Origin of the sequence: Micromonospora sp. KC723 (assembly GCF_004348595.1) — a bacterium.
Lineage (GTDB): Bacteria > Actinomycetota > Actinomycetes > Mycobacteriales > Micromonosporaceae > Micromonospora.
The window spans coordinates 63,104-87,086 of the sequence record NZ_SMKD01000005.1; the positions used below are offsets into that span (position 1 = coordinate 63,104).

Below are 23,983 nucleotides of genomic sequence, written 5' to 3' on the forward strand. Positions count from 1 at the left end.
CCCGCCGCTTCGCCGCCCCCGCGACGGCCGTCGTGGGGTGGCAGGCGGGCAGGTCAGGGAGCGAAGGCCACCGTGACGACCAGGTCGGCCACGCGCAGGGTCCGCCACACCGCCGGCGTCTGCGGGGGTACCGCCAGCCCGTGCCGCCGCCACCAGGCGGCCACCGGCACCTCCGCCAGCTTGCACAGGCTCTCCGCCCGGGTCCAGCGGGCCCAGAAGTCGGTGTGCCCGAACCGTCGGGCCAACGCGGGCGGCACCTCGGCGTCGGCCCGTTCGGCGTCCACCGCCACCCGCCAACCCGGTGCCGGCGGGCCGTACCAGCCGACGCAGCGCCCGTCGTCGAGGTGACTGCGGGTCACCGCGTACGCCAGCTCGGCCGGCGTGCCGACCCGCAGGTGCCGTTCGGCGGCGGCCAGCAGCGCCGGCACCGGACGGGTGCCGGCCGGGCCGGGCGGGGCCGGCCGGCAACCCACCCCGGCCGGCGTCTCAGACGGAGGCCGCACCGTCCACCACGATCACCTGACCGTTGATGTTGGTGTGTTCGCGCAGCAGCATCCGTACCACCGGCACGACCTCGTCCGGCTCGGTGAGGTGCCCGGTCGGGGTACGGCGGACGATCTGGTCGAGCTGGGTGCTGCCCAGCACGGCGGACATCTCCGAGGCGAAGAAACCCGGCGCGACCGCGTTGACCAACATCCGGCCGCCCAGCTCCCGGGCCAGCGAGCGGGTCGCCGCGTCCATGCCGCCCTTGGTGGCCGAGTACGCCACCAGGCCGGGGAAGCCGCGCTGCGCGCAGATCGAGGTGACGTTGACGATCCGCCCGCGGCGGCCACCGCCGAGCATCCGCCGGACCACCAGGCGGGTGAGGTGCAGCGGCGCGGTCAGGTTCGTCTCGACGATCCGGGCGATGTCTGCGGTGGAGGTGTGCGTGTGCATCGAGTCCTGGCCGACGGCGGCGTTGTTGACCAGCCCGTCCACCGGGCCGAGCCGCTCCTCCGCCGCCCGTAGGAAGGCCTGAGCGGCGGGCAGGTCGGTGACGTCGACCGCGCCGACGTGCACCCGGTCGGGGTACGCCTCGGCCAGCTTCGCCAGTTCGGGGGTGACGGTACGGGCGAACGCGGCCACCTTCACCCCGGCGTCGAGCAGGTCGGTGACGATGGCCAGCCCCAGTCCGCGGGAACCGCCGGAGACCAGGACCACGGAACTGGGTGGGACCAGCGGGGTGTCAGACATCGCTCTTCAACGTCTCCTTCACGGGGATCTCGGGCAGCAGGCGGATCCGGCGGGGTACCGCGTGGTCGGGTAGCCGGTCGGCGCACCAACGGACCAGCTCGGCCTCGTCCGGCGCGTCGTCCGACGTGGTCGGGACCACCTCGGCGACCACCATCCGGCCGAGCAGCGGCGCCCGGCGGCCGGTGACCCGCGCCCAGGCCAGCCGCGGGTGCGCGGCGAGCACGCCCCGGACCAGGCCGGCGGAGACCTTGCTCCCACCCACGTTGATCTCGTCGGAGTCCAGCCGGCCGGTGATCAGCACCCGGCCGTCGACGACCTGCACCCGGTCACCGGTGCGCACCGGGCCGTCGAGCCCGGCGCCGTGGTGCGGGGAGGTGATCACCAGTTCCTCGCCGTCGACCGAGAGGGTCGGCCGGCCGGGCATCCGGCGGTCCAGCCACTCGACCGGGAAGCCGGCCCGGCCGTCGTGGACCACGATGGAGGCCCCGACCTCCGAGGAGGCGTAGATCCAGGAGATCCGGGCTGCCGGGAAGAGCTCCCGCAGCTGGTCCAGCACGGCCTGGTCGACCGGTTCGCCGCCGAGGGTGAGCTGCCGCAGCGGCACCCGGGCCAGCGCCGCCCCGTCCCGGTGCAGGGTGCGCCGCCAGAACGTCGGGGTGCCGGAGGCGGCGTCCACCCGGTGCGCGGCGGCGAGCGCCGGCCACTCGTCGAGCTCGTCGGCGTCCACCACCACCAGGTGCTGGTCCGGCTGGGTCAGCGACAGGGTCACCACCTGCCACCAGGCGTACGTGCCGGGGGCGTACGGGCAGAGCCAGGTGCGGGCCGGCTGGACACCGCGGACGGTGGTCAACGACTCCAGGGTGTGCCCGACCCGTTTGGGCCGCCCCGTGGAGCCCGAGGTGAGCAGCCAGAGCCGACCCGGTTCGGCGGGACGCGCCCGGACCGGGGGCGCGGCGTGCCCGCCGTCGGGCTCCGGACCGATCACGGTGAAACCGGCCTCCCGCAGCTCGTCGCGCATCGCCTGGTCCACCCGCCCGGCGGAGGCGAGCAGCAGCTCGGTGCCGTGCCCGGCGTGGTGCCGGGCGGCGGCCAGGGCGTCGGCCGGGCGGGCGGTGAGGACGGCGGCCGGCGACGGCAGCACCGGCTCGGGCAGTTCGCGCCAGGTCGACACGTGGCCACCGACGACGATCCGGTTGTCCAGGCCGGCGCGGGTGCCGGTGGTCACTGGCGTTGGAGGGTCTCGAGGAAGTCGAGGACGTCCCCGACGGTGGCGATGCGGCGCAGGCCGGGAGCGTCGAAGTTGAGTTCCTCCCCCGTGGCGTCCTCGACCCGCAGGGCCAGTTCCGAGAAGTCCAGCGACCGGAAGCCGATTTCCCGCAGGTCGGCGGCGTCGTCGTCCGGCAACGTCCGGCCCTGGTTCGCCAGCACCTGCGACATGAGGTCGCGGATGTGTGCGCGGCTCAGTTCGTTCATGCGGCGGAGTGTAGCGCCCGGAAAATGCCGACGGCATTTCCCGGGTAGGGTTTCCGGCCGGACACGGAATCGCACGGAAAGGGGCCGCCAGTGCTGCGCGACGCGACCGGGGACGACGTTCACCTGATGTTGTCCTGGCGTAATCAGGAAGCCAACCGGCAGGTCAGCAAGACCAGTCACGTGATCTCCGCCGCCGAACACGCGGCGTGGTGGTCCCGGGCGCGCGTCGACCCCACCCGGCGGGTGCTCGTGTACGAGCGCGACGGGCTGCCCTGCGGCGTGGTGACCTTCTTCGACCTGCGCCTGACCGACCCACGTACCGGGGCCTGGGGGTTCTACCTGGACGCCGACGGTCTGGCCGAGCGGGGCGAGACACTGCCCGCCTGGCTGGAGGTGATGCGCGAGGCGGTGGACCACGCGTTCGACGCGCTGGCGCTGGACCGGCTCGACGGGGAGGTGCTGGCGCACAACACCGTCGTACGCCAGATGAACCGACGGTTCCGGTTCGTCGAGGGGACCCCGCGACGGCAGGTGCACGACGGGCGGGAAATCGAGGTCATCCCGATTTCCCTGGCACGGGAGAATCGCCGCCGCCGCTGATCTCGACAATTGTCCGCCCGGCATTAACCGGCCCGACATCAGGCGTTCATTCCCGCGCCGGCCGCGTCGGTTCAGCCGCGTCGCCAGGCGGCCCAGTGCTGCCGGGGGTTGCCGCCGAGCCGGACGAAGCCGTACCGGGCCCCGTCCCAGTCGTCCGGCTCGCCGGGCGCCCAGCGGGTGAGGACCACGTCGGCGGCGGCCGGCGGGCGGTCCCGGAACCACCGCACATCCGTCCAGGTCACCTGGTGGCTGAGGTTGAACCGCACGATGTAGTGCACGCCGACGGAGGCGTACACCCGCTCGCCGGGACGCAACCCCAGCTCGACCAGGCGCGGGGTGGGGGCGGTGGCGGCCACCATCGGCCGCACCAACCGGTCGGTGATCACCGCCATGGTGCCGACGTTCACCACCACCAGCGCGGCGAGCACGCCGGTGCGCAGCCGGGGCCGACGGACCGCGGCCACCAGCAACAGGCAGCCGACGACGCCCACCGCCGCGCCGGTGAACGGCCGGAACTCCCGCCAGCCGCCGGTCAACGCCATCAGGTCCGGCGCGCCGAAACCGCCGTAGCGCAGCGCGTGGCCCCGGCTGGCCACGTACGCGAGCCGGGCCGCGATCAGCGCCGCCCCGCCGATCAGCAACGCCACCGCGACGGCGGTGTGGCGCAGCGCCACCCGTCCGGCCACGGCGAGCAGCACCGCCACCCCGACCAGCAGCCAGAACGGGGCGACCATCTGCACGTACCGGCCGTAGATGGCGTCCAGTGGCTTCGACGTGATGCCGGCGAGGATCACCGACGCGCCACCGGCCACACCGACGCTCGTCACCAGGGCGACGCCGAGCGTCCAGCGGACGGCCGCGTCCCACGTCGGCCGGAACAGCTCGCGCACCGCGGCGGCCCAGGCGATCCCGGCCAGCCCGAAGGTGATCACCACCAGGTACCAGAGCTGGGTGGCGACGGCCGCCCCGAGGCGGAGCAGCCCCGGCCCGGACGCCACGGCCCGGAGGGTGCCGCCGCCGGGCGGGTTACCGAGCAGGTACACCCGGTCCCCGAGCAGCCGGATGCCGGCCTCGTTGACCAGGGCGAGGGCCAGCACCGGCAGCACCGCGGCGAGGACCTGGGCGGGTGTCACCCGGCGGCGGGCGAGCAGCAGCAGGACCAGCCCGGCGTGCACCGCGACGATCACCAGACCCCGCGAGTGCAGCAGGTGGAACGCGCCCACCAGTGTCCCGACGGTCGCGGCGGCCACCGGCGCGGGCCGGGACATCCAGCGGTGCACGGCGAGCAGCCAGGCCAGCACCAGCGGCGCCAGCACCGCGTCGATCATCGCCACCTGGGCGTAGAAGGCCGTCGCCGGCAGGGTCGCCGCGACGGCGGCGGCGGCCAGGGCGGACGACCGGCGCAGCGCGAACAGCCGGCGGCCGAGCAGGTACGCCAGTGGCAGGGCGAGACTGTTCACCATCGCGTTGATCAGGTGCACCAGGCGGTAGCTGTCGGTGAACTCCCGGTCGCCGAGGAACGCCGGGGAGATGAGCATGGGGTAGCCGACTCGGCGCAGCGGACCGTTCTCACTGCTGAAGCCGCCCGGTCCGCCGGCGAGCGCCCGCGCGGTGTTGAGGTAGCTGTCCTCGTCGGTGTGCGCGATCGGCAGCGGGACGTGCCGGGCCAGCCACATCCGCCAACCGACCCCGGCCAACCAGCCCACCGCCAGCAGCGCCGGCACCAGCCACGTGCGCCGCGGCGGCGCCGGTGCCCGCGCCGGGCCGACGGCCGGTTGCCGCACCTCGGTGCCGGACGTCATCGCCATCTCCCGCTCACCCCGTCCACTGGTCACCCCGTCCGCCACCTGGCTCACCGCGCCCCCGCCCGTCGGTCCGACGGCCACCAGCCCGCGGAGCACCGGGTACCCGTCCACCCGACGAGGCACCCGACAGCGACCGCCGGGCGGACCAGGGCCCGACGGGCGCGGCGCGCGGACGGGCCACCGGCCGAGGCGACCGCAGGTGGGCAGGGGTACGGGACAACCGGTGCCGGCCCCGAACAGGAACGGCCCGGGGCGGGCGGCGGCGCGCGGGCCACTGTAGTCGGACCGGTCCCGGCCGGTCGGCCGTTCCGCGCGGACGGTGGAAGTGTTCGCCTGCCCGCTGCCCGGCATTCACGGGAGCAGCGCGGGTGGTTCACCGGAGCGCGTCGATGTGTTAACCCGCCATGGCTAGCGTCCGTCCGGTCGCGTGGCCCCGGCCGCCCGGCAGGCGAACCTGCGATCATGGGAGCACCACATTGAGTGAGCTGACGGGATCCTCCATCCTGGTCACCGGCGGCACCGGTTCCTTCGGGAAGACCTTCCTCCGGCATCTCCTCGCCGAGGCCGACCCGGCCCGGGTGGTGGTGTTCTCCCGCGACGAGCTGAAGCAGTACGAGCTGCGCCAGCAGTTGGGCGACGACCCGAGGCTGCGCTGGTTCATCGGCGACATCCGGGACCGGCACCGGCTCACCCGCGCGATGCACGGCGTGGACCACGTGGTGCACGCCGCCGCGCTCAAGCAGGTCGACACGGCCGAGTACAACCCGTCGGAGTTCATCGCCACCAACATCACCGGCTCGCAGCACGTGGTGGACGCGGCGATCGAGGCCGGGGTGAAGAAGGTCATCGCGCTCTCCACCGACAAGGCGTCCAGCCCGATCAACCTGTACGGCGCCACCAAGCTGGTCGGCGACAAGCTGTTCGTCTCCGCCAACCACTACGCCGCCCAGCACCCCACCCGCTTCTCGGTGGTGCGCTACGGCAACGTGGTGGGCAGCCGCGGCTCGGTGGTCCCGCTGTTCCGCCGGCTCGCCGCCGAGGGCAGGAGCCTGCCGATCACCGACAAGCGGATGACCCGGTTCTGGATCACCCTGGACCAGGCCGTCCAGTTCGTCATGGACAGCTTCGACCAGATGCAGGGCGGCGAGCTGTTCGTGCCGCGCATCCCCAGCATGCGGATCCTCGATCTGGTCGAGGCGGTGGCCCCGGACGCGACCACGCACGAGATCGGCATCCGCCCCGGCGAGAAGCTGCACGAGGAGATGATCGCCCCGGACGACAGCCGCCGGACGCTGCGGGCCAAGGACCGGTTCATCGTCCAGCCCACCATCGCCACCTGGGGTTACCAGCCGCCGGTCGGCTGCGAGCCGGTGCCGGACGGGTTCGCGTACCAGTCGGACACCAACGACGAGTGGCTGACCGTGGCGCAGCTGCGCGACATGCTCGGCATCACTGCGTGATGACGATGCTCCCGTACGGCCGGCAGTCGGTCACCGACGACGACGTCGCCGCCGTGGTCGCCGCGCTGCGCAGCGACTGGCTCACCACCGGCCCGCAGGTTGAGGCGTTCGAGACCGACCTGTCCCGGTGGACCGGCGGGACCGGTTGCGCGGCGGTGTCCAACGGCACCGCCGCCCTGCACGTCGCGTACGCGGCGGCCGGCGTCGGTCCCGGCGACGAGGTGGTCGTCCCCCCGATGACGTTCGTGGCGACCGCCAGCAGCGCGGTGGCCCTCGGCGCGACGGTGGTCTTCGCCGACGTCGAGGAGGAGACCTTCACTCTCGACCCGGCGGCGGCCGAGGCGGCCACCACCCCCCGCACGAAGGTGGTGGCCGCGGTCGACTACGCCGGCCACCCGGCCGACTACGACGCCCTGCGCGCCGCGCTGGCCGGCAGCGACGCGCTGCTGCTCGCCGACGCCGCGCACTCCATCGGCGCCACCTACCGGGGCCGGCCGGTCGGCTCACTGGCCGACCTGACCACCTTCTCGTTCTTCCCCACCAAGAACCTCACCACCGCCGAGGGCGGCGCGGTCGCCGCGGGCGACCCGGAGCTGCTGAAGCGGGCCCGCCGTTTCCGCAACATCGGGCTGGTCCGCGAACGCGACGAGCTGCGCTGGCCCGACGAGGGAGGCTGGCACCAGGAGGTGCACGAGTTCGGCCTGAACTACCGGCTGCCCGACGTGCTCTGCGCGCTGGGCCGCAGCCAGCTCCGCCGGCTCGGCGACTTCCTCGCCGCCCGGGCCCGGCTGGTCGCCCGGTACGACGAGGCCCTCGCGGACCTCGACGGGGTGCTGATCCCCGGCCGCCGCTCCTGGGCCGCTCCGGCCTGGCACCTCTACCCGGTGCGCGTGCTCGACGGCCGCCGCCGCGAGGTGTACGACCGGATGCGCGCCGCCGGCATCGGGGTGCAGGTCAACTACATTCCGGCGCACTGGCACCCGGCCTTCGCCGAGCTGGGCTACCGGCGCGGATCCTGCCCGGTGGCCGAGTCGTTCTACCAGGAGCAACTGTCCCTGCCGCTCTTCCCGACCCTCACCGACGCCGACCAGGACCGCGTGATCGACGCGTTCCGCGCCGCCCTGCGCGGCGTACCCGTGCGTCCCGCCGCCTGACGGGGTACCGATGCACCACGCGAACCACTTCTACGGGCACGCCCACGTGCTGGCGCGCTACTGCGGACTCGGCGAGGGGCACCCGCCCCGGATCAACGGGTACGTCCAGCACGGCTGGAACATCGGCGACGGGCTCGCCCCCGGCCACCCGTACGCCGACCGCACCCCGAGCCTGCTCTGGTCGGAGCAGACCCGCCGGCGGGCCTGGTCGGTGGGGCGGCGCAACGTCGTCACCATCGGCGCGCCCTTCGCGTACCTGCTGGACCTGCGCCGCGACGACCCGCCGGAGCCGCGGCGGGAGGGCACCATCTGGTACCCGTTCCACGGCTGGGAGGGCCAGCACGTCAAGGGCGACCACAAGGAGCTCATCGCCCGGATCCGGGCCACCGAGCCGGGGCCGGTGACGGTCTGCCTCTACTGGCACGAGTACGGCATGCGCCGGGTGCGCCGGCTCTACGAGAACGCCGGCTTCCGGGTGATCTGCCACGGCTACCGGGGTCACTGGTGGAAAGACACCGACCCGTTCTTCCTCGACAAGCAGCTCACCGAGCTGCGCCGGCACCGGCGGGTCGCCTCCAACCGGCTCACCAGCGCGATCTTCTACGGCATCGCCGCCGGCTGCGAGCCCGCCGTCTACGGTGACCCGATGATTCTGTCCGACGAGGACCCCACCTTCGGTGGCACCGCGCGCATCCGCCGGCAGTGGCCGGAACTGCACGGCGAGTCGGTCGACCAGGCCACCGCCGTCGAGATCGCCCGCGCCGAACTGGGCACCGACCACCGCTGTACGCCGGCCGAGCTGCGTGAGCTGCTCGGGTGGGCGAACCTCCAGGAGGACGACGTTGACGACTGAGACCCCACCCCGGGTCGCCCTGCCGGGCGGGGAGATGCTGGCCTGGTCGGACCTGCCGGAACGCCGGTTGGCCGAGGGCGGCCCGCTGGCGGCGCTGCTGGCCCGGCTGGTGCCCGCCGGTGCCCGGGTGCTGCTCGTCGGGCCGCACGACCCGGCGTTGGTGGCCCGGCTGGCCCACGCCGCGGTGACCTGCCTGCTACGCAGTCACCCGGACGGGGTGGTGCTGGCCGACCGGGGCGCCCGGGTGGTGGTCGGCGGACCCGCCGGCCTGCCCGCCGACGAGCAGTGGGACATGGTGGTCGCCGCCGCCGGACTCGACGCCGTGGAGTCGGTGGAGGGAGACCGGCTGGGCTGGGACGGCGTGCTGGCCCGACTGGTCGCGGCGGTGGCCCCGGGCGGCACGCTGCTGCTGCGGGTGGACAACCCGCTGGGCGTGCACCGTCTGGTCGCCGCCTCCCCCTGGTACGCCGACCGCTCCGACCGGGCCTGGTCCGTCGGTGGCGTGCTGGACGCCGGGCGGCCCGCCAACCAGGCGCAGGCCCGGGCCCGGCTGGCGGGCGCCGGCCTGCGGCCGGGGGCGGGCTTCGCCGCGTACCCCGACCCGGACGCCCCGACGGTGCTGGTCGACGCCGACGAGCTGGACCGGCGGACCACCTCGGGACTGTTCGACGCGATGCTGCACGGGGCCTGCGCGGGCGACCGGGAAGCGACGGTGCTCCAGGACCCGGCCCGGTTGGCCGTCGACGCGCTGCACGCCGGGCTCGGTTCGACGCTCGCCCCGAGCTGGCTGTTGCTCGCCCATCGCCCGGCCACCGGCACGGCCGCCGACCCCGGTGGGAGGACGGACCTGCCGGTGGCGCTGGTGCAGACCGGGCCGCCGGGCGTCGGGGTGGTCGAGGTGCACGCCGGGGCGGGCGGCTGGCGGTGGTGGGCGAGCGGCGGGACGCCCCGATCCGAAGCCGCGCCCTTCGCCTCCCGGGAGGTGGCCCACCGGGACGTGGCCGCCCTGCACGGGCCGGTGCCCGAGGGTCGGCTGCTGCGTACCCTGCTGCTCGACGCCTGCCTGCGCCGCGACCTGCACACCCTGCGCCACCTGCTGCGCGGGTACGCCACCTGGCTCGGCACCCAGGCCGAGGCCGATGGCCGGCTGGCCGGGGCCACCGCGCTGGCCGGGACGGACAACGTGGTGGTGGACGGCGACGAGTTCGCCGTCCTCGACCCGAGCTGGCGGGCCACCGCGCCGCTGGAGCTGGACGTGGCGCTGGCCCGGTCCCTGTGGCGCTTCGCGGCCGTGCTGCTGACCGGCGGGTACGCCCACCCGTGGACGTCCACCCTGGACGTGGCCGGGCTCACCGTGGTGCTCGGCGGCGTCGCCGGGCGCGACCTGTCCCGGGCGACCGTGGCCGCCGCCGTCGAGGCGGAGGCCGCGATAACCGCCGCGCTGCGCGGCCTCGACGCCGAGGGGCGGGTACGCCTCGCCGACGAGCTGCGCGCGGTCTCCCCGACCGATCCGCCGGCCGGGCCGCACAGCTACCAGCAGCTACGCGAGGCGTGGCTGCGCCAGCGGGAGGAGATGACCCGACTCTCCGCGCTGCTGAAGTGGACCGAGGAACTGCTGACCTCCCGGGAACGGGCGCTGCGCCGCGCCGACGCGACCATCAACCTGCTCAGCGGTTCGCTGAGCTACCGGGTGGGCCGGTTGGCGATCACCCCGGCCCGGCTGGCCAAGCGGGGCGCGCGCGCCGCCAAGCGCCGGGCCACCGCCGCGCTCAACCAGCGCCGGCCCGAACAGGAGCAGCAGTGACCGAGAGCTTCCCGGAGGCCGTGGCAGCGGTCGCCGCCGGTGCGCCGGGCGGCGGCGCCCCGGCCGGCCGGGACACCCCGGGCGCGGGGAACCCCGCCCGGATCGTGGGGATCGTGCAGGCCCGGATGGGCTCGTCCCGGCTGCCCGGCAAGGTGTTGCGTCCGCTGGCCGGGCGCAGCGTCCTCGGCCGGGTGGTGCGGGCCGCCCGGGACAGCGGCGTGCTGGCCGACCTGGTCGTGGCGACCAGCACCGACCCGGCCGACGACGCGGTGGTGGCCGAGTGCCGCCGGCTGGGCGTGCCCTGGCACCGGGGGCCGGTCGACGACGTGCTGGCCCGGTTCGTCGGGGCCCTGGACGATCACCCCGGTGACGCGGTCATGCGGTTCACGGCGGACTGTCCGCTGCTCGATCCGGAGATCGTGGCGCTGGTGGCATCGGTGTACCGGGCGGTACCCGGGTTGGACTACGCCAGCACGTCGATCGCCCGTACGTTGCCCCGCGGGCTGGACGTGGAGATCATCCGCGCGGACGCGCTGCGTACCCTGGACCGGATCGCCACCGACCACCACCGGGTCCACGTGACCTCGTACGCGTACACCCATCCGGAGCTGTTCCGGGTCCTCGGGGTGACCCTCGCGCCGGACCGCTCCGGGCTGCGGCTCACCCTCGACACCGAACAGGACTGGACGTTGGTGCGTGCGGTGACCGACCACTTCGGCGACGTCAGTGTCCCGCTGGCCAAGCTCGCCGACTGGCTGCACGGGCAGCCGGCCCTGCGCGCCCTCAACGCCGACGTACGGCAGAAGCGACTGGAGGAGTCCTGAGCACACCCCGGATCGGACTGCGGTGCGACGCCGGGCCGCGACGCGGCGTCGGACACTTGGTCCGCTGCCTGGCCCTCGGCGAGGAGTTCCTGGCCCGGGGAGCCGCCGTCTCGCTGTTCGGCACGGTCGAGGGGGTCGACTGGGCGGCGGCACAGCTCACCGCGCGGGGCATCCCCCAGCACCCCGGCCCGGACACCCCGGCGGGACTGGTCGCGGCGGCCCGGGAGCACCGGCTCGACGCGATGGTGCTCGACTCGTACGAGCTGGACCCGGCCGGCGCGGGGGCGCTGCGGGCCGCCGGCGTGGTCACCCTGGCGATCGTCGACGGGGACACCCGGGGACAGGACGCCGACCTCTACCTGGACCAGAACTTCGGCGCCGACGCGCCGGGCGGCGGGGGGCGGTTGCTGGCCGGCACCCGGTACGCGCTGCTGCGTGACTCCGTGATCGCCGCCCGGCCGCCGGCGCCCCGCGTCGCCACGCCGGTGGGACGACCCCGGGTGCTCGCCTTCTTCGGCGGCACCGACGCGGTGGGCGCGGCCCCGGTGCTGACCCGGGTGCTGCTCGGCACCGGGCACCCGCTGGAGCTGACCGTGGTGGCGGCCCGGCCGCAGATCGTGGCCGAACTGGCGGAACTCAGCCCAGGCCGGGGGCAGACCCTACGGCTCATTGCGCCGACCGACGGGCTACCCGCGCTGATCCGGGCGGCCGACCTGGTGGTCAGCGCCGCCGGCACCTCGACCTGGGAGCTGTGCTGCCTCGGTGCGCCGTCCGCGCTGGTCTGCGTGGTGGACAACCAGCGCGAGTCGTACCGCCGGGTGGTGGCACACGGGCTTGTCGCCGGGCTGGGCGAGCTGCCGGAGCTGGCCGCGCCGGGGATGGCCGGGCGGGCGGCCCGGGCGACGGCCTCCCGGGTTCTGCGGGGGCTGCTCACCCTGCCCCGGCGGCGGGCCGTGCTCTCCGCGCGGGCCTGGGCCGCCGTCGACGGGCGGGGCCGGGCCCGGGTCGCCGACGCGGTACTGTCTCGTACTCCTGTACTAAACCGCTGATAGGGTGGCGGCATGTCCGCCTACCAGCCGTCGATGCTCGACCTCGACGACGCCGGGCCGTCCCTCGGCCCGTTGCCGGGAGCGGTGCGCCGGCACGTGCTCACCCGGGGCGCCTGGGTGGACCACCTGCCCGCCTGGGTGCGCGGCTCCGACGCGGTGCTCGACACGCTGCTGTCCGAAGTCCCCTGGCGGGCCGAGCGCCGCACCATGTACGACAGCGAGGTCGACGTGCCCCGCCTGCTCTGCTGGTACGGCCCGGGCCGGCCGCTGCCGCACCCGGTGCTCACCGAGGCGCGGGCGACGCTCACCGCGCACTACGCGCCCGAGCTGGGCGAGCCGTTCGTGACCGCTGGCATGTGCCTCTACCGCGACGGGCGGGACAGCGTCGCCTGGCACGGCGACACGCTGGGCCGGGGCGCGCACACCGACACCATGGTCGCCATCGTGTCGTTCGGCTCGCCCCGCCCGCTGCTGCTGCGCCCGCGCGGTGGCGGCGACAGCGTGCGGTTCCCGCTCGGCCACGGCGACCTGGTGGTGATGGGCGGCTCCTGCCAGCGCACCTGGGAGCACACCGTGCCGAAGACCACCCGCCCGGTCGGCCCCCGGGTGAGCGTCCAGTTCCGCCCCACCGGCGTCGCCTGACCGGGTTGATCGAGAGGTTCGCGCCCGGATCCGGCTCCCGCCATGACGCAAACCTCTTGGTCAACGGCGTGGGGCAGGTAGGGGCTGGGCCGGGACGCGTGCTAGAAACGACCCTCAGGGTCGATCATGCCCCCGTCACCTGACGCGAAGGGCGTGCCATGACGCAGTCCCCCTCCTCCCGCTGGTCGCCGTGGACGGTGCACGGCGACGGCCGCTCGGTCATCCCGGGCGACGTGGTGCACCCCGGCGAGCGGCTCTCCTGGCCACGAACGGTCGGCGTCGGCGTGCAGCACGTGGTCGCGATGTTCGGCGCCACGTTCACCGTCCCGCTGATCACCGGGTTCCCGCCGGCCACCACGCTCTTCTTCTCCGGCATCGGCACCCTGCTGTTCCTGGTCGTCACGGGCAACCGGCTGCCGTCGTACCTCGGCTCGTCGTTCGCCTTCATCGCGCCGGTGCTGGCGGCGAAGGCCGGCGGTGACATCGGCCCGGCCCTCGGCGGGATCGTCGTGGCCGGCGTGGCGCTCGCCCTGGTCGGCCTGGTGGTGCAGCTCGCCGGGGCGCGCTGGATCGACGCGCTGATGCCACCGGTGGTCACCGGCGCGATCGTCGCGCTCATCGGGCTCAATCTCGCCCCGGTGGCCTGGGACGGTGGAGGCAGCGGCACCGGGGTGCGGGCCCAGCCGTTGATCGCCCTGGTCACCCTGGCCGCGATCCTGCTCGCCACGGTCGCGTTCCGGGGTTTCCTGGCCCGACTGTCCATCCTGCTCGGCGTGGTGGTCGGCTGGGTGCTCGCCGCCGTCCTCGGCGGCCTCGACCCGAAGGCGGTCGACGGGCTGCGCGACGCGGCCTGGGTCGGGCTGCCCGAGTTCCACGCGCCGAGTTTCAGCCTGCGCGCGGTGGTGCTGGTCATCCCGGTGATCCTGGTGCTGGTCGCGGAGAACGCCGGGCACGTCAAGGCGGTCGCCGCCATGACCGGGCGCAACCTGGACAAGGACATGGGCCGGGCGTTCCTGGGCGACGGCCTGGCCACCGTGCTCGCCGGCTCGGGTGGCGGCTCCGGCACCACCACGTACGCGGAGAACATCGGCGTGATGGCGGCCACCCGGGTCTACTCGACCGCCGCGTACTGGGTGGCCGGGGTGGCGGCGGTGCTGCTCGGGCTCAGCCCGAAGTTCGGCGCGCTGATCCTCACCGTGCCGGCGGGGGTGCTCGGCGGCGCGACCACCGCGCTGTACGGCCTGATCGCCATCCTCGGCGCGCGGATCTGGATCGAGGCCCGGGTGGACTTCCACGACCCGGTCAACCTGATGACCGCCGCCGTCGCGGTGATCGTCGGCGCGGCCAACTACACCCTCACCGCCGGCGACCTCTCCTTCAACGGCATCGCCCTCGGCACCGCCGCCGCCCTGGTCATCTACCACGGCATGCGCACGGTGGCCCGCCTCCGCGGCACCACCTCGGAAACCCGTCGCGGCCCCGAACCCGAACTCTGACCCCGACCCGCCCGGTCCCTGACCACGAGGGACACGCAGACGGTGGAGGGCCCGGGAGCGGACGATCCCGGGCCCTCCGTCGTCGAGAGTCAGTCGCGTTCGATGAGGTGGCCGACGACCGTGGGGCCGAGCATCACCGCGAAGCCGCTGCCGTCGCGGCGCGGATCCGCCGGGGGCAACTCCACCGGATCGCCGGTCGCCGTCGCGCCGACCGGTCGCGGCCCGACCCAGGCCACCACCAGGTCCGTCTCACCCTTGAGGAACCGCTGCGCCCGCACGCCGCCGGTGGCCCGCCCCTTCGCCGGGTACGCCTCGAACGGCGTCACCTTGACCGTCGCCCCGGTGGAGGTCACCACCATCGGTTCCCCGTGCACCGGGTCGTCGGTGCGGACCGCGCCGAAGAAGACCACCCGGGCCCCGGCCGGCAGGTTGACACCCGCCATGCCGCCGCCCTTGGGGCCCTGCGGGCGGACCAGCGTAGCGGCGAACCGCAGCAGCGATGCCTCGCTGGTGACGAAGGTCAGCGCCTCCTGCCCGTCGGTCAGCCAGGTAGCCCCCACCACCTCGTCGCCCTCGCGCAGCCCGATCACCTCGAACTCGTCCGAACGGACCGGCCACTCCGGGGCGCACACCTTGACCACGCCCTGCCGGGTGCCCAGCGCCAGCCCCGGCGAGCCCTGCGCGCTCGGGCCGAGCGGAGCCAGGCCGACCACCGTCTCCCCCGGCTCCAGCGGTGCCAGTTCCGCGGCGGACATCCCGCCCCGCAGGGACACGGTGCCGGCCTGCTCGGGCAGCACCGGCAACGGCAGCACATCGATCTTGAAGGCTCGACCGGCGCTGGTCACCAGCAGCACCCGCCCCCGGGCCGTGGTGTGCACGACCGCGCGTACCGCGTCGTGCTTGACCCGGCCGTTGCGCCGGCGCCCCTCGGAGGCCTCCTCCGACTCGGCCGCGGTCCGGGCGACCAGCCCGGTCGCCGACAGGATCACCTGGCAGGGATCGTCGGCGACCTCCAGCGGGCCAGCCGGCGCGGACGCGGCCAGCACCTCCTTGAGGTCCCCGTCGACCAGGGTGGTGCGGCGCGGGGCGGCGAACTGCTTCACCACCGCCGCCAACTCGTCGGAGACGACCTTCTTGAGCACCTTGTCGTCGTCGAGGATCTTCGACAGCTCGGCGATCTCCCCGCGCAGCCTCTCCTGCTCGGCCTCCAGCTCGATGCGGTCGTACCTGGTCAGCCGGCGCAGCGGGGTGTCCAGGATGTAGGTGGCCTGGATCTCGGAGAGCTTGAACCTCTGCATCAGGCCGTCCTTGGCGGCCTGCGCGTCCTCGCTGGCCCGGATCAGCTTGACCACCCTGTCGATGTCGAGCAGGGCGATCAGCAGACCGTCGACCAGGTGCAGTCGCTCCTGACGCTTGCGGCGCCGGTACGCGCTGCGCCGGGTCACCACGTCGTACCGGTGGGCCAGGAAGACCTCCAGCAGCGGCTTCAGCCCCAGGGTGCGCGGCTGGCCGTCGACCAGCACCAGGTTGTTGACGCCGAAGGACTGCTCCAGCGGGGTGAGCCGGTAGAGATCGGCCAGCAGCGCCTGCGGGTTGACCCCGACCTTGCACTCGATGACCAGGCGGGTGCCGCTCTCCCGGTCGGTGAGGTCCTTGACGTCGGCGATGCCGGTCAGCCGCTTGGTCTTGGTGACCTCGTTGGTGATCGCGGCGATGACCTTCTCCGCGCCGACACCGTACGGCAGCTCGACCACGGTGATCGCCTGCCGGCCCCGGCTGCCCTCCAGGGGGCCGATCTCCGCCCGGCCGCGCATCCGCACCACGCCGCGCCCGGTCTCGTACGCCCGGCGCACCTCGTCCAGGCCGAGCAGCAGGCCGCCGGTCGGCAGGTCGGGACCGGGCACGAACTCCATCAGCCTGTCGAGGGTGGCGTCCGGATGGTTGATCAGCCAACGGGCGGCGGAGACGACCTCGCCCAGGTTGTGCGGGATCATGTTGGTCGCCATCCCGACCGCGATCCCCGACGCCCCGTTGACCAGCAGGTTCGGGAAGGCCGCCGGCAGCACGGTGGGCTGGGTCAGCGAGCCGTCGTAGTTGGGCTCGACGTCGACCGTGTCCTCACCCAACTCGCCGACGAGCAGCATCGCCTCGCCGGCCAGCCGGGCCTCCGTGTAGCGCGCGGCTGCCGGACCGTCGTCCGGGGAGCCGAAGTTGCCGTGCCCGTCGATGAGGGGGACGTTGAGCGAGAAGTCCTGCGCCATCCGGACCATGGCGTCATAGATGGCGGTGTCACCGTGCGGGTGGTAGCGCCCCATCACGTCACCGACGACGCGAGCCGACTTCACGTGCGCGCGATCGGGCCGGAAACCGTTCTCGTGCATCGAGTACAGGATGCGTCGGTGGACCGGCTTGAGTCCGTCCCGGGCGTCGGGCAGGGCGCGGGAGTGGATGACCGAGAAGGCGTACTCCAGGTAGGAGTCGGAGACCTCGGTGACCAGCGGGTTGTCGAACACCCGCGCGCCGGCCTGGTCGAAGGCGGACAGGTCCACCTTGGCGCGGTCGTCCTTGCGGCGTGCCATCGTTCAGCTCTCTCCCGTGACGAGGGTGCTCATGCGTCGATCGCCTCGCGGTCAACCCGGTCGGAGGAGTCGATCAGCCAGTTGCGGCGCGGCTCGACCTTCTCGCCCATCAGCAGTTCGAGGATCCGCTCGGCGGCGTCGACGTCGTCGAGGGTGATCCGGCGGACCGCCCGGGTGGCCGGGTTCATCGTGGTCTCCCACAGCTCGTCGGCGTCCATCTCACCGAGGCCCTTGAAGCGCGGGATGGGGGTGACGATCTGCTTGCCGGCCTTCTCCAGCTTGCGGACCGTCGCCTCCATCTCGGCCTGGGTGTAGGTGTAGACGGTCTGCGGGTTGCGCCCCCTGGTGGTGATCTTGTGCAGGGGCGGCATCGCGGCGTAGAGCCGGCCGGCCTCGATCAGCGGACGCATGTACCGGGCGAAGAGCGTGATCAGCAGGGTACGGATGTGCGCGCCGTCCACGTCGGCGTCCGCCATGATCAGTACGCGGCCGTACCGCAGCGCCGACAGGTCGAAGGTACGCCCCGACCCGGCCCCGAGCACCTGCACGATCGCGGCGCACTCGACGTTGTCCAGCACCTGCTGGAGGTTCGCCTTCTGCACGTTGAGGATCTTGCCGCGGATCGGAAGAAGGGCCTGGTACTCAGCAGATCGGGCGAGTCGCCCCGTACCCAGGGCGCTGTCCCCTTCCACGATGAACAGCTCACTGCGTTCGATCCCGGCCGAACGGCAGTCGACCAGCTTCGCGGGCATGGCCGCCCCCTCCAGGGCGGTCTTGCGCCGGGCGGCGTCCTTCTGCTGCTTCTGGGTCAGCCGCACCCGCGCCGCGTCGACGATCTTCTGGAGAACGGTGCGCGCCTCGGCCCTGGTCCGGCGGTCGTCCAGCCAACTCCTGAGGTGCTGCTCGACGACGGACTGGAGCACCTTGGTGATGCCGGCGGTGGAGAGCTCGTCCTTGGTCTGCGAGGTGAACTGCGGCTCGGGGATGCGCACGTGCACCACCGCCGTCATCCCCTCCAGGACGTCGTCCAGGGTGGGCGGCTCCTCCTTGGCCTTCAGCAGGCCCCGGGCGTTGCGGATCGCGTCGGCGAGGGTCCGCGCCAGGGCCCGCTCGAAGCCCTTGCGGTGGGTGCCGCCGTGGGCGTTACGGATGGTGTTGGTGAAGCACTCGACGGTGCGCTCGTAACCGGTGCCCCAGCGGAACGCGATCTCGATCTCGGCGCGGCGCGGCACGTTGGACTGCATGACGCCGTTGGCGTCCGCGGCGTTCTCCCGGTACGACCCCTCACCGGTGACCACGAGGGTGCCGGAGACCGGGCGGTCGCCGGCCGGGGCGAGGAACTCCACCATGTCGGTGAGGCCGTTGGGGAAGTGGAATGCCTCCTCGGTGGGCTGCTCGGCGGTCTCGTCGCGCAGCCGGTAGTCCACCCCCGGGACCAGGAAGGCGGTGTTGCGCAGTTTCGTGCGCACCGCGTCGACGTCGAGCCTCGCGCCGGTCTCGAAGTAGCGGGCGTCGTGCCAGTAGCGGATCGAGGTGCCGGTGCGCTGGCCGCGCTTCATCGCCCCCACCACCTGGAGGCCGGGGCCGGGAGTGAAGGGGGCGTCCGGACCGTCGCCGTCGAAGACGCCCGGCACGCCGTGCCGGAACGACATCGCGTGGACTTTGCCGCCGCGCCGGACGGTGACGTCGAAACGTCGGGACAGCGCGTTGACCGCCGACGCGCCGACACCGTGCAGGCCACCGGAGGTCTTGTAGCCCGCGCCGCCGAACTTGCCGCCCGCGTGCAGCCGGGTGAGCACCAACTCGACGCCGGAGATGCCGGACTTGGCGTGCACGTCGGTCGGGATGCCGCGACCGTCGTCGTCGACCTGCACCGAACCGTCGGCGTGCAGGGTCACCTCAATCTTCGTGGCGTGACCGGCGACACCCTCGTCGGTGGAGTTGTCGAGGATCTCGTTGACGAGGTGACCCACGCCACGGCTGTCCGTGGAGCCGATGTACATGCCGGGACGCTTGCGGACGGCGTCCAGGCCCTCCAGATGCGTGAGGTCGTCGGCCCCGTAGAGGGTGTCAGGCTGTGCGGTCAACTGGTCGTACTCCCCGGTCTCGGCGGTGTGATGCCGCTCACCGTTTCGATGTCGAGGCGCGGCGCGCCGCAGCGAGCGTAGCCGCACGGCCCGACACGACGGCGCAGCCCCACGCGACACCGCGCGGCGGGCGGCCCTGCGCCACCCTGGCCACAACGCGCCGATCCGGTGCCATCTTCCCCGCAGGGACGGTCGGTCCGCCGGGCCGCTGCCCGGATCTGCCGCCGGGGCCCGGGCCGGCGCGACGAGTCTCCACCACGAAGGGTCACCCCGCCGGAGAAGTCGATGATCTATAGGTTAGCGGCGGACCACGGGGGTAGGGACCGGACATGCGGGTCCTCGGAATCAATGCGATCTTCCACGATCCGGCCGCCGCCCTGGTGGTCGACGGGCAGGTGGTGGCCGCCGCCGAAGAGGAGCGGTTCAGCCGCCGCAAGCACGGCAAGCGGCCCGTGCCCTTCTCCGCGTGGGAGCTGCCCGAGCTCTCCGCGGCCTGGTGCCTGACCAGCGCCGGCATCGACGTCGACAGCCTCGACGCGGTGGCCTACTCGTTCGACCCCGGCCTCTGCCGGGACGCCGACGACCTGGGGCTCAGTGACCCCTGGGACTGGCTGCGGATCGACTACGCCCGGCGCGCACCGCAGTTCCTCGCCGCCGCCCTGCCCGGCCTCGACCCGGAGAAGGTGCGGTTCGTGCCGCACCACGTCGCGCACGCCGCCTCGGCCGGGCTGGCCGCCCCGCCGGCCGGCGACGACACCGCCGTGCTGGTGCTCGACGGTCGCGGCGAGGCCGCCAGCCACCTGGCCGGCGTCTACCGCGACGGCGTGCTGACCCGGCTGCACTCCCAGCGGCTGCCGCACTCCCTCGGCCTGCTCTACGAGGACCTCACCCGGCACCTCGGGTTCACGCACTCCAGCGACGAGTACAAGGTCATGGCGCTGGCCTCGTACGGCGAGCCGAAGCACCTGGGCCTGCTGCGCGAGCTGGTGACGGACACCGGGGAGGGTGGCTTCCGGGTCGACCGGATCGACTGGAACAGCCTGGCCAAGGCGGTGCCCGCCGGCGGCGAGCTGACCGAGCAGCACGCCGACCTGGCCGCCAGCGTCCAGCGCCGGTTGGAGGAGGTCGTCCTCGAGTTGTCCCGCTGGTTGTACGACGCCTCCGGCGGTGCGTCGACCCTGGCCATGGCGGGTGGGGTGGCGTTGAACTGCGTCGCCAACGCGCGGGTCGCGGCCGAGGGACCGTACCGGAACGTCTGGGTGCAGCCGGCCGCCGGCGACTCGGGCACCGCGCTGGGCGCGGCCCTGCACGTGGCCGGTGACCTGGGTGACCGGTCGACCCCGATGGCCGGGGTGGATCTGGGTCGCGGCTGCTCGGACGAGGAGTTGGAGGCGGAGCTGCGCCGGGCGGCGCTGCCGTACCACCGGCCCGACTCGATCGCGGCGGAGGCGGCACGGGTGCTCGCCGACAACGGCATCGTCGCCTGGTACCAGGGGCGCAGCGAGTACGGCCCGCGTGCCCTGGGGCACCGTTCGTTGCTGGCCCACCCCGGGGACAAGGACACCACCCGGCGGATGAACGACGTGAAGGGCCGTGAGCAGTTCCGCCCGATCGCGCCGATGGTCCGGGCGGACCGCTTCGCCGAGATCTTCGAGGGCGTCTTCCCGAGCCGCTACATGCTCTTCGTGCACCGGGTGAAGCCACACTGGCGGAACCGCATCCCCGCGGTCACCCACGTCGACGGCACCGCGCGGGTGCAGACCGTGCACGCCGACACCGAGCCGCTCGTCACCGAGATGCTGACCGAGTTCGAACGGCTCACCGGCCTGCCGGTGGTGGTGAACACCTCGCTCAACACCGCCGGGCGGCCCATGGTGGACACTCCGCGCGAGGCACTGGAGCTGTTCGGTTCCGCGCCGGTGCAGCTGCTCGCCCTCGGCCCGTTCGCGGTCCACCGCGGCGCGCTCGGCGTCGGCAGGACGCCGGAGGGTGGCCGGTGATCAGCATCGTCGTGCCGACCCTCGGCCGGCCCAGCCTCACCACGCTCCTCGACGCCCTCGCCCCGCAGCTCGGCGAGCTGCCCGACGTGGAGGTCCTGCTGGTCGACGACCGACGGGACACCACCGACGAACTGACAGCGCCGACAACGCTGTCGGCGTACGCGAAGGTGGTGACCGGGTCCGGCGCGGGCCCGGCGGCGGCGCGCAACGTCGGCTGGCGGGCGGCCCGCCAGCCGTGGGTGGTCTTCCTCGACGACGACGTGGTTCCCGCCCCGGACTGGGCCCGGCGTCTGCTCGACGACCTCACGGTCGACGACCGGGTGGGCGGGGTGCAGGGCGTGGTGCGGGTGCCGTTGCCGGCCGGCCGCCGGCCGACCGACTGGGAGCGCACCACCGCCGGCCTGGCCGACGGCGAGTGGATCACCGCCGACATGGCGTACCGGCGTGCGGCGTTGGAGGACGCCGGCGGCTTCGACGAACGGTTCCCCCGTGCCTACCGGGAGGACGCCGAGCTGGCCCACCGGGTGCGGCTGGCCGGCTGGGAGCTGGTGCGCGGCCGACGCGAGGTCACCCATCCGGTACGCCCGGAGGACCGCTGGGTCAGCCTGCGCGCCCAACGCGGCAACGCCGACGACGCGCTGCTGCGCCGCCTGTACGGCCCGGACTGGCGGACCACCCTCAGGCTGCCGCCGGGACGGCGGTCCCGGCACGTCGCGGTCACCGCGGCCGGCACGCTGGCCCTCGCGGCGGGTACGGCGCGGGTGGGGCTGCCACCCGGCACGGCCCGTCGCGGCCTGGGCGTGGTCGCCGCCGCGGGCGCGTTCGGGTGGGTGGTCGGCACCGCCGAGTTCGCGGCGGCCCGGATCGCGCCGGGGCCACGTGCCCGTGCGGAGCTGACCACCATGCTGGTGACCAGCGTCCTGATCCCCCCGCTGGCGGTGACCCACTGGGTGCGCGGCTGGTGGCACGGCCGGTCCGTCACGGACGGTGGCTCCGCCGGGGCACAACGATGATGTTTACCCCTGCCGCCTCGGGCAACTGCTTGGCCATGAACGGGGGCGTGGTCACACCCGGTCTCTTCGACGCGGTGTTGTTGGATCGGGATGGGACGTTGATCGAGGATGTGCCGTTCAACGGTGATCCGGACAAGGTGCGTGTGGTGCCGGGGGCGCGGGAGGCGTTGGACCGGTTGCGGGCGGCGGGGTTGCGGCTGGCGGTGGTGACGAACCAGTCGGGGTTGGCTCGGGGGTTGTTCACGGCGGCGCAGTTGCGGGCGGTCAACGCCCGGGTGGAGCAGTTGCTGGGGCCGTTCGACTGTTGGCAGGTCTGTCCGCACGACGACAGCGACGGGTGCCGGTGTCGTAAACCGGCGCCGGGGCTGGTCGAGCGGGCCGCGGCCGCGCTGGGTACCACCGCGCGGCGGTGCGTGCTGGTCGGTGACATCGGCCGGGACATGGGCGCCGCTCTGGCCGCCGGCGCCAGTGGGGTGCTCGTGCCCACCCCGGTGACCCGGGCGCAGGAGGTGGCCGCCGCCCCGTACGTGGCCCGTGACCTGCCGGCGGCGGTCGAGGAGATCCTGCGCCGGCAGGCGGCGGTCGTGCCGGCCACGCCCCGCCGGGCGGGGACGGTGCTGGTGGCCCGCAGCGACTCCGCCGGAGACGTCCTGGTCACCGGTCCCGCGATCCGCGCCGTCGCCGCCTGCGCCGAGCGTGTCGTGCTGCTGCACGGGCCACGCGGACGCGACGCCGCCGCTCTCCTGCCCGGCGTCGACGAACTCATCGAGTGGCCCCTGCCCTGGATCGACGGCGACCCCACCCCCGTCGACCCCGCCACCATCGACACCCTCACCACCCGACTGGCCGCCGTCGGCGCCGACGAAGCCGTCATCTTCACCAGCTTCCACCAGTCCGCTCTCCCCCTGGCCCTGCTGCTACGCCTCGCCGGCGTCCCCCGCATCAGCGCCATCAGCGACGACTACCCCGGCAGCCTCCTCGACATCCGACACACCGTCCCCACCGGCGTACCCGAACCCGAACGCGCCCTCTCCCTCGCCGCCGCCGCCGGCTTCGCACTGCCGGCCGACGACGACCCGGGGCTGCGGGTCGACGTGCCGCCCGCCGGCGAGCCCGGCGAGCCGTACGTGGTGGTGCATCCGGGCGCGTCGGTCCCGGCCCGGGCCTGCCCGCCGCAGCGCTGCGCGGAGATCGTCGCCGCGCTCGCCGCCGCCGGTCACCGGGTGGTGGTCACCGGCGGACCGGACGAGAGGGCGCTGACCGCGCGGGTGGCCGCGGCCGGCGGCACCGATCTCGGTGGTCGGACCGACTTCGCCGGGCTGGCCGGGACCATCGCCGGGGCGCGCTGCGTGGTGGTCGGCAACACCGGTCCCGCGCACCTCGCCGCCGCTGTCGGCACCCCCGTCGTCAGCCTCTTCGCTCCCACCGTCCCCTACGGACAGTGGGGGCCCTACCGGGTGCCCACGGTCCGCCTCGGTGACGCCACCGCCGCCTGCCGGGACACCCGCGCCACCCGCTGCCCCGTTCCCGGCCACCCCTGCCTCACGGCCGGGATCGACCCGGCCGAGGTGGTCGACGCGGTCGGCCTGCTCACCCGCTGAGACATCCGACAGTTGAAGGAGGGCCATGAACGTCCTGGTGTGGCATGTGCACGGCTCCTGGACCACGTCGTTCGTCCACGGCAAACACCGCTACCTCATCCCCGTGACCCCCGACCGCGGCCCCTACGGACTCGGCCGAGCCCGCACCTACCCCTGGCCCGACAACGCCATCGAAACCACCCCCGAACAACTACGCCACGAACACATCGACGTCGTCCTACTACAACGCCCCGAAGAACTCCACCTCGCCGAACAATGGCTCGCCCGCCGCCCCGGCCGCGACCTACCCGCCATCTACGTCGAACACAAC

General features: G+C 73.9%; 19 protein-coding genes and 1 pseudogene. 13 read left to right on the forward strand and 7 right to left on the reverse strand.

What is annotated here, in order from left to right:
- Positions 1 to 53: 53 nt before the first annotated feature.
- From E1165_RS02735 to E1165_RS02750, 4 genes are read right to left on the reverse strand one after another with little or no spacing between them, the layout of a single operon-like run.
- Positions 54 to 503, reverse strand: coding sequence for a hypothetical protein (locus E1165_RS02735; RefSeq protein WP_243704561.1), 450 nt, complete (start codon positions 501 to 503; stop codon positions 54 to 56).
- Entirely contained in the window at positions 487 to 1,233 is a 747-nt protein-coding gene (locus E1165_RS02740; protein ID WP_132387326.1) for an SDR family NAD(P)-dependent oxidoreductase, read from the reverse strand. Before E1165_RS02740 ends, E1165_RS02735 begins: the two co-directional genes overlap by 17 nt.
- On the reverse strand, positions 1,226 to 2,458 hold the full coding sequence (locus tag E1165_RS02745) for an AMP-binding protein (protein WP_132387327.1): 1,233 nt from the start codon (positions 2,456 to 2,458) through the stop codon (positions 1,226 to 1,228). Before E1165_RS02745 ends, E1165_RS02740 begins: the two co-directional genes overlap by 8 nt.
- Positions 2,455 to 2,706 (reverse strand): acyl carrier protein, encoded by a 252-nt coding sequence (locus E1165_RS02750; protein WP_165945123.1) that lies wholly within the window; start codon positions 2,704 to 2,706, stop codon positions 2,455 to 2,457. The genes E1165_RS02745 and E1165_RS02750 overlap by 4 nt, the downstream gene beginning before the upstream one ends.
- Positions 2,707 to 2,796: 90 nt before the next feature.
- On the opposite strand from E1165_RS02750, the gene E1165_RS02755 reads away from it, so the two are divergent.
- Positions 2,797 to 3,306 (forward strand): GNAT family N-acetyltransferase, encoded by a 510-nt coding sequence (locus tag E1165_RS02755; protein WP_132387329.1) that lies wholly within the window; start codon positions 2,797 to 2,799, stop codon positions 3,304 to 3,306.
- Positions 3,307 to 3,377: 71 nt separating this feature from the next.
- Here the strand turns inward: E1165_RS02755 and E1165_RS30465 are convergent, their stop codons facing one another.
- The gene (locus E1165_RS30465; RefSeq protein WP_132387331.1) at positions 3,378 to 5,222 is read right to left on the reverse strand and encodes a hypothetical protein; all 1,845 of its coding nucleotides are present in this window, start codon (positions 5,220 to 5,222) and stop codon (positions 3,378 to 3,380) included.
- A gap of 365 nt (positions 5,223 to 5,587) precedes the next feature.
- Between E1165_RS30465 and pseB the strand changes: the two genes are divergently transcribed.
- The 8 genes from pseB (at position 5,588) to E1165_RS02800 (ending at position 14,393) form a co-directional block, all read left to right on the forward strand.
- The gene (gene pseB, locus E1165_RS02765) at positions 5,588 to 6,571 is read left to right on the forward strand and encodes a UDP-N-acetylglucosamine 4,6-dehydratase (inverting) (RefSeq protein WP_132387333.1); all 984 of its coding nucleotides are present in this window, start codon (positions 5,588 to 5,590) and stop codon (positions 6,569 to 6,571) included.
- Entirely contained in the window at positions 6,568 to 7,725 is a 1,158-nt protein-coding gene (locus tag E1165_RS02770) for a DegT/DnrJ/EryC1/StrS aminotransferase family protein (RefSeq protein ID WP_132387335.1), read from the forward strand. The genes pseB and E1165_RS02770 overlap by 4 nt, the downstream gene beginning before the upstream one ends.
- 10 nt (positions 7,726 to 7,735) lie before the next feature.
- The gene (locus tag E1165_RS02775) at positions 7,736 to 8,578 is read left to right on the forward strand and encodes a hypothetical protein (protein ID WP_132387337.1); all 843 of its coding nucleotides are present in this window, start codon (positions 7,736 to 7,738) and stop codon (positions 8,576 to 8,578) included.
- Between the two features lie 34 nt (positions 8,579 to 8,612).
- Positions 8,613 to 10,382 carry a class I SAM-dependent methyltransferase gene (locus tag E1165_RS02780; RefSeq protein ID WP_132387371.1) on the forward strand — a complete coding sequence of 590 codons (1,770 nt, stop codon included), beginning with the start codon at positions 8,613 to 8,615 and terminating at the stop codon, positions 10,380 to 10,382.
- Positions 10,383 to 10,483: 101 nt separating this feature from the next.
- Complete coding sequence (locus E1165_RS02785; protein WP_256370634.1) at positions 10,484 to 11,206, forward strand: cytidylyltransferase domain-containing protein; 723 nt, start codon at positions 10,484 to 10,486, stop codon at positions 11,204 to 11,206.
- Positions 11,203 to 12,255 (forward strand): PseG/SpsG family protein, encoded by a 1,053-nt coding sequence (locus tag E1165_RS02790; protein ID WP_132387339.1) that lies wholly within the window; start codon positions 11,203 to 11,205, stop codon positions 12,253 to 12,255. The genes E1165_RS02785 and E1165_RS02790 overlap by 4 nt, the downstream gene beginning before the upstream one ends.
- A gap of 12 nt (positions 12,256 to 12,267) precedes the next feature.
- A complete protein-coding gene (locus E1165_RS02795) occupies positions 12,268 to 12,897 on the forward strand; it encodes an alpha-ketoglutarate-dependent dioxygenase AlkB (RefSeq protein WP_132387341.1) in 630 nt (209 codons plus the stop codon).
- Between the two features lie 158 nt (positions 12,898 to 13,055).
- A complete protein-coding gene (locus E1165_RS02800; RefSeq protein WP_132387343.1) occupies positions 13,056 to 14,393 on the forward strand; it encodes a uracil-xanthine permease family protein in 1,338 nt (445 codons plus the stop codon).
- Positions 14,394 to 14,482: 89 nt separating this feature from the next.
- On the opposite strand, the gene E1165_RS02805 is transcribed toward E1165_RS02800, so the two are convergent.
- Positions 14,483 to 16,972, reverse strand: coding sequence for a DNA topoisomerase (ATP-hydrolyzing) subunit A (locus E1165_RS02805; protein WP_132387345.1), 2,490 nt, complete (start codon positions 16,970 to 16,972; stop codon positions 14,483 to 14,485).
- Between the two features lie 29 nt (positions 16,973 to 17,001).
- Positions 17,002 to 19,131, reverse strand: coding sequence for a type IIA DNA topoisomerase subunit B (locus E1165_RS02810; RefSeq protein WP_371687293.1), 2,130 nt, complete (start codon positions 19,129 to 19,131; stop codon positions 17,002 to 17,004).
- Between the two features lie 257 nt (positions 19,132 to 19,388).
- Between E1165_RS02810 and E1165_RS02815 the strand changes: the two genes are divergently transcribed.
- The 4 genes and pseudogenes from E1165_RS02815 to E1165_RS02830 all read left to right on the forward strand — a co-directional run.
- Positions 19,389 to 21,059 (forward strand): carbamoyltransferase C-terminal domain-containing protein, encoded by a 1,671-nt coding sequence (locus tag E1165_RS02815; RefSeq protein WP_132387349.1) that lies wholly within the window; start codon positions 19,389 to 19,391, stop codon positions 21,057 to 21,059.
- Entirely contained in the window at positions 21,056 to 22,072 is a 1,017-nt protein-coding gene (locus tag E1165_RS02820) for a glycosyltransferase family 2 protein (protein WP_132387351.1), read from the forward strand. Before E1165_RS02815 ends, E1165_RS02820 begins: the two co-directional genes overlap by 4 nt.
- Positions 22,072 to 23,673 carry an HAD-IIIA family hydrolase gene (locus E1165_RS02825; RefSeq protein WP_371687294.1) on the forward strand — a complete coding sequence of 534 codons (1,602 nt, stop codon included), beginning with the start codon at positions 22,072 to 22,074 and terminating at the stop codon, positions 23,671 to 23,673. The genes E1165_RS02820 and E1165_RS02825 overlap by 1 nt, the downstream gene beginning before the upstream one ends.
- Positions 23,674 to 23,698: 25 nt before the next feature.
- Positions 23,699 to 23,983 (forward strand): annotated as a pseudogene (locus E1165_RS02830) (glycosyltransferase family 1 protein); the annotation flags it as partial.

Bases quoted from the DNA above. Each gene is read 5' to 3' on its own strand.
- E1165_RS02800 (WP_132387343.1), top strand. From the start codon at position 13,056: ATGACGCAGTCCCCCTCCTCCCGCTGGTCGCCGTGGACGGTGCACGGC.
- E1165_RS02825 (WP_371687294.1), top strand. From the start codon at position 22,072: ATGTTTACCCCTGCCGCCTCGGGCAACTGCTTGGCCATGAACGGGGGC.
- E1165_RS02815 (WP_132387349.1), top strand. From the start codon at position 19,389: ATGCGGGTCCTCGGAATCAATGCGATCTTCCACGATCCGGCCGCCGCC.
- E1165_RS02740 (WP_132387326.1), bottom strand. From the start codon at position 1,233: ATGTCTGACACCCCGCTGGTCCCACCCAGTTCCGTGGTCCTGGTCTCC.
- E1165_RS02775 (WP_132387337.1), top strand. From the start codon at position 7,736: ATGCACCACGCGAACCACTTCTACGGGCACGCCCACGTGCTGGCGCGC.
- E1165_RS02805 (WP_132387345.1), bottom strand. From the start codon at position 16,972: ATGGCACGCCGCAAGGACGACCGCGCCAAGGTGGACCTGTCCGCCTTC.
- E1165_RS02795 (WP_132387341.1), top strand. From the start codon at position 12,268: ATGTCCGCCTACCAGCCGTCGATGCTCGACCTCGACGACGCCGGGCCG.
- E1165_RS02750 (WP_165945123.1), bottom strand. From the start codon at position 2,706: ATGAACGAACTGAGCCGCGCACACATCCGCGACCTCATGTCGCAGGTG.
- E1165_RS02780 (WP_132387371.1), top strand. From the start codon at position 8,613: ATGCTGGCCTGGTCGGACCTGCCGGAACGCCGGTTGGCCGAGGGCGGC.